Source organism: Pseudomonas sp. JV245A (assembly GCF_032424515.1).
Lineage (GTDB): Bacteria > Pseudomonadota > Gammaproteobacteria > Pseudomonadales > Pseudomonadaceae > Aquipseudomonas > Aquipseudomonas protegens.
In genome coordinates this window covers 1-9,586 of sequence record NZ_VYKE01000175.1, presented here as the reverse complement: position 1 = coordinate 9,586, position 9,586 = coordinate 1, and the positions used below count along the sequence as shown (strand labels likewise).

10 protein-coding genes are annotated in these 9,586 nt (G+C 65.7%); 3 read left to right on the top strand and 7 right to left on the bottom strand.

Annotated elements, in window-relative coordinates; all coding sequences use genetic code 11:
* The first annotated feature begins 241 nt into the window (after nucleotides 1-241).
* Nucleotides 242-853, top strand: a complete 612-nt coding sequence (locus tag F6S12_RS27530; protein WP_053151029.1) for a glutathione S-transferase — start codon at nucleotides 242-244, stop codon at nucleotides 851-853.
* A 104-nt stretch (nucleotides 854-957) separates the two neighbouring features.
* On the opposite strand, the gene hcnC is transcribed toward F6S12_RS27530, so the two are convergent.
* The 6 genes from hcnC to F6S12_RS27500 all read right to left on the bottom strand — a co-directional run bounded on the left by hcnC (nucleotide 958) and on the right by F6S12_RS27500 (nucleotide 6,215).
* Nucleotides 958-2,211: a cyanide-forming glycine dehydrogenase subunit HcnC gene (gene hcnC, locus F6S12_RS27525; RefSeq protein WP_015635308.1), complete on the bottom strand. Its 1,254-nt coding sequence runs from the start codon at nucleotides 2,209-2,211 to the stop codon at nucleotides 958-960.
* The gene (gene hcnB, locus F6S12_RS27520; protein ID WP_011060874.1) at nucleotides 2,204-3,613 is read right to left on the bottom strand and encodes a cyanide-forming glycine dehydrogenase subunit HcnB; all 1,410 of its coding nucleotides are present in this window, start codon (nucleotides 3,611-3,613) and stop codon (nucleotides 2,204-2,206) included. Before hcnB ends, hcnC begins: the two co-directional genes overlap by 8 nt.
* Nucleotides 3,610-3,927: a cyanide-forming glycine dehydrogenase subunit HcnA gene (gene hcnA / locus F6S12_RS27515; RefSeq protein ID WP_194237814.1), complete on the bottom strand. Its 318-nt coding sequence runs from the start codon at nucleotides 3,925-3,927 to the stop codon at nucleotides 3,610-3,612. The genes hcnB and hcnA overlap by 4 nt, the downstream gene beginning before the upstream one ends.
* A 389-nt stretch (nucleotides 3,928-4,316) precedes the next feature.
* Nucleotides 4,317-5,258, bottom strand: a complete 942-nt coding sequence (locus F6S12_RS27510) for a membrane protein (RefSeq protein WP_011060872.1) — start codon at nucleotides 5,256-5,258, stop codon at nucleotides 4,317-4,319.
* Between the two features lie 190 nt (nucleotides 5,259-5,448).
* Nucleotides 5,449-5,835, bottom strand: a complete 387-nt coding sequence (locus F6S12_RS27505; RefSeq protein WP_194237813.1) for a hypothetical protein — start codon at nucleotides 5,833-5,835, stop codon at nucleotides 5,449-5,451.
* Between the two features lie 38 nt (nucleotides 5,836-5,873).
* Nucleotides 5,874-6,215, bottom strand: coding sequence for a hypothetical protein (locus F6S12_RS27500; RefSeq protein WP_194237812.1), 342 nt, complete (start codon nucleotides 6,213-6,215; stop codon nucleotides 5,874-5,876).
* 181 nt (nucleotides 6,216-6,396) lie between these two features.
* On the opposite strand from F6S12_RS27500, the gene F6S12_RS27495 reads away from it, so the two are divergent.
* Together F6S12_RS27495 and F6S12_RS27490 are read left to right on the top strand one after the other, a co-directional pair.
* Nucleotides 6,397-7,080, top strand: a complete 684-nt coding sequence (locus tag F6S12_RS27495) for a response regulator transcription factor (protein WP_011060869.1) — start codon at nucleotides 6,397-6,399, stop codon at nucleotides 7,078-7,080.
* Nucleotides 7,058-8,452: a sensor histidine kinase gene (locus F6S12_RS27490; RefSeq protein WP_123473232.1), complete on the top strand. Its 1,395-nt coding sequence runs from the start codon at nucleotides 7,058-7,060 to the stop codon at nucleotides 8,450-8,452. Before F6S12_RS27495 ends, F6S12_RS27490 begins: the two co-directional genes overlap by 23 nt.
* A gap of 216 nt (nucleotides 8,453-8,668) precedes the next feature.
* Here the strand turns inward: F6S12_RS27490 and F6S12_RS27485 are convergent, their stop codons facing one another.
* On the bottom strand, nucleotides 8,669-9,310 hold the full coding sequence (locus F6S12_RS27485) for a trimeric intracellular cation channel family protein (protein WP_015635302.1): 642 nt from the start codon (nucleotides 9,308-9,310) through the stop codon (nucleotides 8,669-8,671).
* Between the last annotated feature and the right edge of the window lie 276 nt (nucleotides 9,311-9,586).

Sequence of the window (9,586 nt, the reverse complement as noted above, 5' to 3'; positions counted from 1 at the left end):
CCTGTAGCCGCTGCTGAGCCTGCGAAGCTGCGAAAAGGCCGGGCCGCGTTCGGTACGCAGGGCCTTGCGTGGCGATCTCCAGCCGAACCTCTGGCGCCTTCAAGATCCCCGCATCTCCTTCAGAGCCGTTCGCAGCCTGCGGCAGCGGCTACAGGTTTGCACTGTGCAAGGCCGCTTCAATACCGCTAAATTGGCCGCGCCTTTCCCATCCGTTGTGCCGTTCAAGACAAGGAAATACGTGATGAAGCTTATTGGAATGCTCGATTCACCCTACGTGCGCCGCGTCGCCATCAGCCTCAAGAGCCTGGGCCTGCCCTTCGAGCATCACTCGCTTTCGGTGTTCAGCACCTTCGAGCAGTTCAAGGCGATCAACCCCGTGGTCAAGGCCCCGACCCTGGTCTGCGAGGGCGGTGAAGTGCTGATGGATTCGAGCCTGATCATCGACTACCTGGAAACCCTGGCCGGCCCGCAACGCAGCCTGATGCCCGCCGCCCTGCCCCAGCGCCTGCGTGAGCTGCGGCTGGTCGGCCTGGCCCTGGCGGCCTGCGAGAAGTCGGTACAGATCGTTTACGAGCGCAACCTGCGTCCTGCGGAGAAACAGCACGGCCCCTGGCTGGAGCGGGTTGGCGGCCAGTTGCAAGCCGCCTATGGCGAGCTGGAGCAGGAGTTGCAGAAACAGCCCCTGCCCCGGGACGGCTCCCTGGGCCAGGCCGGCATCAGCCTGGCGGTGGCCTGGAGTTTCAGCCAGATGATGGTGGCGGACCAGTTCAACCCCGGGCAATTCCCGGCAGTACGCGGCTTTGCCGAGTACGCCGAACAATTGCCGGTGTTCCTCGCCACCCCCGCCACCTGAGCCACACCCTCCCCGTAGGAGCCGGCTTGCCGGCGAAGAGGCCTGCAAGCCTTGCAGCGCCTTCGAAGACGCCTTCGCTGGCAAGCCAGCTCCTACAGCAGCGGTCAGGCCGGTTCGGGCTGTTTCTTCACGGGGGCAGTGGCGAAGCGCCGGGCCAGGAAGGGGGTGATGTCCAGCGGCAGGGCTTCTTCGTTCACCAGTTTGTCCAGCAACACGCCGGTGATGGCCGAGGTCAGGATGCCGGTGCGGAAGTGCCCACAGGCATTGAGGTAGCCTTCGACCCCATCCATCGGCCCGAGGATCGGCAGCTCATCCGGCGAACCCGGGCGCAACCCCGCCCAGCAGCGCTTGAGGTTGACATGGGCCAGCTCCGGTACGCAGCGCACTGCGCCCTGCACCAGGCCGTTGATCTCCGGGTAGGTGGTGGTGACGTCGAAGCCCTTGTCCTCGGTGGTACTGCCGATCAGGATCTCGCCGTTGTCCTTCTGCGCCATGTAGCAGTCGCTGGTGGTGAGGCAGCCGTTGAGCAGCTTGGGCATGCGCTCGGTGAGAAGGATCTGGCCCTTCACCGGCTTCACCGGAATCTCGATGCCGGTGGCCTGCAGGCTCAGCTCGGCGGCCCAGGCGCCGGCAGCGTTGATCAGGGTCGTGCAGCGGAACAATCCGGCAACGTCGGTTTTCACCCCGCTGACCCGATTGCCCTGGTGCAGGACCCCGGTGACGTTGGTGTTGAAGTACACATCCACGCCATTCTGGCGTGCGCCTTCGGTGTAGGCGTCGGTGAGGCGGAACGGGTTGACCTGGTGGTCGCAGAGGAACTCCAGGGCGCCCTGGGCTTCATGGCTGACATTGGGTTCCGAGGCGCGCAGGGCCGCCTGGTCGAGCCAGCGCACCTGGTCGCTCAGGTGCGGGATGCAACCGACGATGTGCTCGGCGTACAGCCGGTCTTCCTCGTCATAGATGACGAACTTGAGCCCGGTCTGCTCGAACTTGAAATCCATGTTGTGCAGGCCCATCAGCTCGCGGTGCAGGCGTGGGTACAACTCGTTGGACTGCAGGGCGAAGTCGAAGAACGACTGCGGCAGGATGTGCGGAGTGCTGGAATCCACCACCACCGCCGAACCCTGGGCCTCGCGCTTGCGGTTGGCCGACATCATGCGAAAGAAGATCACCCCGCAGCCCAGCCCCACCGACTCGCCGATGGCCCACAGGCCGCCGGCCGAAGCGCGGCTGGCGTTGCCCGGGCGCTTGGCGTCGATCAGCGCCACCTTCAGGTCCTTGCGCTTGGACAACTGGTAGGCGCAGGAAGCGCCGATCACGCCGCCACCGGCAATGACCACGTCGTAATGCTTAATCATGCTGGGAGACCTCCTGGTCAGACGGCGGGAACGCGGAAAACGGAATCGGGTCCAGGGGGAAGCGCGGGCGGATCCAGCCCACGTCCTTGCGCCCGGTGGCCTGGCGCAGGCGGTCGCTGCAATAGCCCACGCACATCCGCCCCTGGCAGTCGCCCATGCTCACCCGGGTGCGCATTTTCAGGCTGGCCATGTCCTGCACGCCCTGGCTCAGGGCACGCTCGATGTCGTTGCGGGTGGTGTGTTCGCAACGGCAGATCACGGTGTCGCCCTTGGGCAGCTCTACCTGCCCGGCGCCACGCGCGGTATAGCGGTCCACCGCACCACGAAAACGCAGGATCGAGGCCAGCTTGCGCTCGTAACCCTGGCGCCGTTGCAGGGCCGCTTCGTTGCTCAGTACGCCACGCTGCATGAGGATCGACAGCGCGGCGATACGCCCGCTGAGCATGGCCGCCTCGCCGCCGCGGATGCCGCCCATGTCGCCGGCCAGGTGCACGTGGGGCTCGCTGCTCTGCTGCCAGGCGTTGGCGCTGGCGCGCAGGTAGCCGTCGTCGCTGAAGTTGTGTTCCAGGCCCATCTGCTGGCTCAACTGGGTGCGCGGGATGAAGCCGTAGCCCACCGCCAGGGTCTGGGCAGCAATGCGCTGGGCCTTGGCCATGTCCGGCTGCCAGTCGCTGGAGTACGGCGCCACGGTGACCACGCTCAGGGCGTCCTGGCCCTGGGCTTCGACCACGCCCCAGCCATAGCGCAGGGCAATGCCGTGCAGCTTGAGGTAGGCGAGCATGCTCAGGCCGTCGAGAAACAGTTGCGGCTTGTTGAGCATGGCCAGGCTCTGCTTGGCGATCTTGCCCAGGGCACAAGCCTCGTAGACCCCCGCCACGCGCACGCCGGAAGCATGCAGCTGGCACGCCACCAGGGGCAGCAAGGGGCCGGTACCGGCGATCACCACCGGGCTCTGGGGCTTGACCACCCCGCTCTTGATCTGCAATTGCAGGCCACCCAGCAGCTTGACCCCGGGCAGGGTCCAGCCGGGGAACGGCACACTGCGCTCATGGCAGCCGGCGGCCAGTATCAACTGCTCGTAGCTGACCTGCTGCACCTGCTCTTCGCCATCGAGCAGCACCAGGCTCTGGGTGCCCTCGGCGCCCACTACCCGGCTGTTGAGGCGCACGTCGATCATCTGTTCGTGGTCGGCGAAATCGCCGTGCAGCTTGGCCAGCATTTCGCAGTAGCGCGGCCCCAGGTAATCCAGCTGCACGCCGTCGCGCAACGGCCCGCGGTAGACCACGCCCCCCAGGCGCGAGGCCTCTTCGATCAGGGTGCTGCGCACGCCGTGCTCGGCCAGTTCGATGGCGGCCGCCATGCCCGCCGGCCCACCGCCGACGATCACCGGGTTCAGGCTCATAACGTGGACTCCGTTTCAGTGATGCGGTTGCTCAGGGTCTGCACCTGCATCCCCGGCTTGACCAGGGTCTGGCAGGCGCGGCGCTTGTGCCGGCCGTCGATCTGCACCAGGCAGCAATGGCACACGCCCATGCCGCAGTAGGCGCCGACCAGTTGCCCGTGATCGTTACGCGCCACCTGGCGCAGGCCGGTGGCCTGGATCACGCTGAGGACGGTTTCACCCAGGGCGGCAGTGACTGGCTGGCCATTGAGGCTGATGGTCATGTCCGCATGCTGCAGCGGCTGAATATCGAAGTTGCGGTCTATCTGACGCATTGTGGGTTCATCCGTGAAAAATGAATGGGGTTGCCGGCGTCCCGCCGTCCATGCTGCTGCGGTCGGGACCGGGCAACGTCCCGGTCCCAAGCTGTTTGTCAGAACCGAGCGCGGGCCAATCTAGTCGGTTTGTCGGACACGGATATTGATCTGGGCCAAGCAAACGGCTGCCTCGCACGGGGCGGTGGCCAGCCCTTGCAAAACTGCGATACCGCGCACAAAAACGCCGCTGGCGGCAATGGCCGGCAGCGGCGTTCGGGAAGGCCCGGGCCCGTTCGGGCCGGGCTTTATAGCTTGAATCAGTGCATGAACAGGGCGATCAGGATAATCACCGGGATCGGCACACCGAGGAACCACAAGAGTAATGAGCGCATGGGAAATCTCCTGGATCAGTGAACGGGGGTGGGGGCTACGGTGCGCGGCTGGACATCGCTTTCAAGCCAGACCACGGCGTCCCGACGACGACCGCCAAAGGTCGCCGCGAGGCTGGCGAAGAAGGCCCCGCACAGCAGCGCGATAAACATCCACAGCGACGACCAGGCAGCCACCTTGGCTGCGGTGTCGGCAGCTTCCTTGGCGGCCTGCTTGGCTTCTTCCACGGCCTGGCGGGTCTTGGCGAAGACTTCATCGACCCGACGCTCGGCATCGGCCTGGCTGAGGTTGGTACGCTGGGCCACCAATTGCGCCAGGTAGCTGCGGTCCTCAGGGGCCAACTGGCCGTCGTTGCTCAGGGTGCGCACGAAGATCCGCGATACCGTGCCACGGGCCGCGTCATCGCTGACCGCCGCCGGGCGATCGTCGCGGAACAGGCTGTCGACGAAGTAGCCGTAGTCATCCTGGGAACCCTGGGCGGCAGCATGGCCGGCCACCTGGGTCATGGCACCGGCGGCGCCGGAAGCCACCTGGGCGCCGGCATGCACGCCGCCGCTGATGACGCTGCTGACCGACCCCACCACCAAAGTCGCGGTGACCAGGGTGGCCACGGCCCAGGCCAGGAAGCCATGGGCGGTGTCGCGGAAATACACTTCATCGCCATGCAGGTTGGCCCACTTCACCCGCAGGCGCCCGGCGATGTAACCGCCCAGGCCGGCAGCGATGATCTGCGTCACGGCCAGCCAGACAATGCTGGAAATGCCCAGGCCCTTGGCGCTGATGCCGCTGCCGGCCCAGGGCGAAACCGCGGAAAAGCCCAGGCCGAAGCCCAGCAACAGGAGGATCAGCGAAAGAGCGGCGGCCGCCGCGGCGCCAGCAAAGATCGCCGCCCAGGACACGCCCGAGTGATGACTCGAGGCATCTGCGGTGGCCAGCAGGTGTTCAGAGGGTCTGTTCATTGTTGTTCAGCTCCAGGCATGAAAAATGGTGTTACACGTCTCGAAGGGACAAGTGCAGCCACCGTGCCAGTTGCACGAACTTTATAAGCGCTTTTATTTCAATGACTTGCGATAAGCAGACAATCCCGGATCGTGCAATTTACCGGCCCGGGAGTTTTCGGGCGGGCGTTCTGCACGGCCCGCCCGGTGCTCAGGCCTGCCGGCTCCGGTAGAGCTCCCGGCCGCGGGTCCAGCACAGGTGCACCACCAGTACCAGGACCCACAGGGCCAGCAGCAGGTTGCCCACCAGGGTCAATTGCCCGATACCCTGCCCCCACAAGGTAAAGAGCGGCAATGCCAGCCAGGCCGAACGACGAAAATCCAGCAGCCGCATGATTGCCGGCACGGCCACCGCCATCAGGGCGATGACCAGAACGTCCAGGCCGCGATACGCCAGCATCCAGCGCGCATAGCGAGGGTCGGCAGCATAGGCCTCCAGGTAACCGGGCAGGCGCAGCGCCAGATCCACGGCGAGGCTCAACAGCAGGCTGGCCAGCAGCAGCCACAGCAGTCCTTTGAAACGTGATGCGTAGTTCATTGCACAACACCTTGATACACAGAAGGTCAATCGGGTTTTCAATGCCGCTTGTAGCTCTTGTTGCCACTGGGGGTCAGGCAGTACACCCCGCCCCGGGGCCCGGTGCAGAAACTGCCGCTGCCACAGCTGCATCCCTGGGCGTCGCGCAGCAGGGGCTCGGCCCGCGGGGTAGTGGAGCGTTGGCCGGACATCAGGGCGCAGTTCTTTTTCGACGCGCTGATGGAGCCGTCGTTGCACAGGAACAGCTCGCCGTCGCAACGGGCGATGCCGCCCTTGCGCCCGGAACAGGGCTGGTTGGCCGCCAGCACCACGCTGCTGCACAGCACCATCAGGCAGAGAAAGGACAATGGCTTCCAGCCAACCCGGGGCAGGCCCGTCATGGATGTGCCTCCTGGCCATAAAAGTGGCGCGATAATATCAGGCAGCGCGGCCTCTGGCAGGGGCTTGTTCAAGGTCTGGACGGAGGCCTGGAGGCGCAGATGAAAGTTTTTTTAGAATTGCGGCCGCCGTTTCTTGGCAAAATGCCCGCCTGTGTCACGAACCGCCAAACAGGTAACGCCTATGACCCGCATTCTGACCATCGAAGACGACGCCGTGACCGCCCGGGAAATCGTCGCCGAACTGAGCAGCCACGGCCTCGACGTGGATTGGGTGGACAATGGCCGTGAGGGCCTGGTGCGCGCCGTGAGCGGCGACTACGACCTGATCACCCTGGACCGCATGCTGCCGGAACTGGACGGCCTGGCCATCGTCACCACCCTGCGCACCATCGGTGTGTCGACACCGATCCTGATGATCAGCGCCCTCTCCGACGTCGATGAACGGGTGCGCGGCCTGCGGGCCGGTGGCGACGACTACCTGACCAAGCCCTTCGCCTCCGACGAGATGGCGGCCCGGGTCGAAGTGCTGCTGCGGCGCAAGAACACGGTCAAGGATTTCGACACCAGCCTGCGGGTGGCGGACCTGGAACTGAACCTGATCAGCCGCGAGGCAACCCGCGCCGACCAGTTGCTGAGCCTGCTGCCCACCGAATACAAGCTGCTGGAATTCCTCATGCGCAACACCGGGCAGATCCTCTCGCGGATGATGATCTTCGAGGAGGTCTGGGGCTATCACTTCGACCCCGGTACCAACCTGATCGACGTGCACATCGGCCGCCTGCGCAAGAAGATCGACCCGCCCGGCATGACCCCGTTGATCCGCACCGTGCGAGGCTCGGGTTATGTCATTGCTGAACCCCTCTAAAGGCTGGCGTTCCTCCAGCAGCCGCCTGCTGGCGCTCTACAGCACGCTGTTCGTGGCCTGGAGCTGCATCCTCATGGGGGTGCTGTACTACGAGGTCTCCACCTACCTGGACAGCCTGGCCAAGCACTCGCTGATGCAGCGCCAGCACCTGTTCGCGCGCTTCGAGGGCGACCAGCTGGTGGAAGCCCTAACCACCAGCATGACTTTCGACATGCGCGCCATCGACGCCTACGGCCTGTTCGATGAGCAGCGCCGGCCCCTGAGCGGGCCGATCCGGCAGATACCCGACGACCTGCCCCTGGACGGCAAGATCCACGAACTGAAGAACTGCATCGACTCCGACGACCCGAGCCTGCCCCGCGACAGCTGCGACGCCGTGGCCACCCACACCCGGGATGGCCGCTGGCTGGTGCTGGTGCGCGACAACGGCTCGCTGTTCGCGGTGACCCGGATCATTCTCCACGCCCTGCTCTGGGGCATTTCCCTGACCATCATTCCCGGCGCCGCCGGCTGGCACCTGCTACGCCGCCGGCCCTTGCGGCGCATCCGCCAGATCCAGGCCAGCGCCGAAGCCATAGTCGCCGGCGACCTGACCCGGCGCCTGCCGCTGTCGGACCGGCGTGACGAGCTGGACATGCTGGCGGCCATCGTCAACGCCATGCTCGAACGCATCGAACGGCTGATGCATGAGGTCAAGGGCGTGTGCGACAACATCGCCCACGACCTGCGCACCCCGCTGACCCGCCTGCGGGCCCAGCTCTATCGCCTGCAGCAACAGGCCGAGGAAGGCTCGCCCCAGGCCCTGCAGATGGACCAGCTGCTGGCCGAGGCCGACACCCTGATGGCGCGCTTTCGTGGGTTGCTGCGGATTTCCGAACTGGAGGACCAGCAGCGGCGCTCGGGCTTCCTGGTGCTCGACCCCCTGCCCCTGCTGCACGAGCTCTATGACTTCTACCTGCCCCTGGCCGAGGAGGGCCAGTTGACCCTGGTGCTGGATGTACCAGCGAGCCTGCCCAGCCTCACCGGGGACCGCGCCCTGTTGTTCGAGGCCCTGGCCAACCTGCTGAGCAACTCCATCAAGTTCACCCCACCGGGGGGCGAAGTGATCCTGCGGGGGATCGACGACGACGGCAGCCCGCGCCTGGAAGTACTCGACTCAGGCCCCGGAATACCCGCAGCGGAACGGACGGCGGTGTTCCGGCGCTTTTATCGGGTGGATGAAAACAATGCCCAGGGCGGGTTTGGCCTTGGCCTGTCGATCGTCGCGGCGATTGTCAGCCTGCACGGTTTCAAGCTTGAAGTGGGCAGCAGCGAACGCGGCGGCGCGCGCCTGAGCCTGGACTGCCGGCCGAGCCTGATTGCCGACAATTGATCCCGGCCTCCACACCCCTATGTTCCGGTGTCTGTGACCCTGCGACCCTGTGATCCTGTAGCCGCTGCTGAGCCTGCGAAGCTGCGAAAAGGCCGGGCCGCGTTCGGTACGCAGGGCCTTGCTTGACGATCTTGCGCCAAACCTTCCGCGCTCTCACGCTCCCGGTGTCTTCTGCGTCGCAATGCCGCCCAAGCCGTTCACAGCCTGCATCAGCGGCTACAAGGCCTTGGGCAGTTGCCAGCCGTAGCGCACCGAGAGCATGCGCAGGGCGAAACAGACGGTGCCCGCCAGCCAGGCCGACCATAAAGGCGGCACGCCCAGGCGCCGGGCGATGACCAGGCTGGCCGCGCCGACAAAGGCCGAGCTGGCATACAGGTCGACCTGCAGCACCAGGGGAATGCGGGCCAGGACAATGTCGCGAATCACCCCGCCCCCCACCCCGGTCACCGTGCCCATGAGCATCGAGACAAAGGGCGAGATGCCGAAGTTCTGCGCCTTCTGCGTGCCCGCCACGGCAAACAGCCCCAGCCCCGCGGCGTCCAGCAGAATCAGCAGCGGCCCGGACCACCCCAGCACCCAGTCCCGTGCCACGAAGGCCAGCCCGCCCATCAGCAGCGCCAGCGCCGGGTACCGCCAGTCGGCCACGGCCTTGGGCGGCGTGGCGCCAATCAGCAGGTCACGGGTCACCCCTCCGCCAAGGGCGACGATAAAGGCGATCACCATCACCCCCAGCAGGTCCAGTTGGGCGCGCATGGCGCTGATCGCACCCTCCACGGCAAACACTGCAGTGCCCGCCAGATCCGCCACCAGCACGATGTTTTCCAGGCGCCGGGGCAAGCCCTGGGCCCGGGCGTTCATGGGCCCATCCAGAAAAGCGAGGTGATCAGAAAAATACGGCGCAGCAACAGGGTTGAAGGCATGCCCGGGCACCTGCAAAAGGCTGGAGATGACGGCCGGGAACCCGACCGTCGACCCTTTGCTTATAGTTCAGGCCGTGGGCTGTCGCCATCGACCGGCCCCGGTGCAAGGCCGGGTTCAGGGCGCCAGATCGAGCTGGCCCAGGGAGTTGCTACCCAGCTCATAGAGCAGTTCGTCGATGATCTTCTGCACATCGGCCTCGCTCTGCAGCGCCCG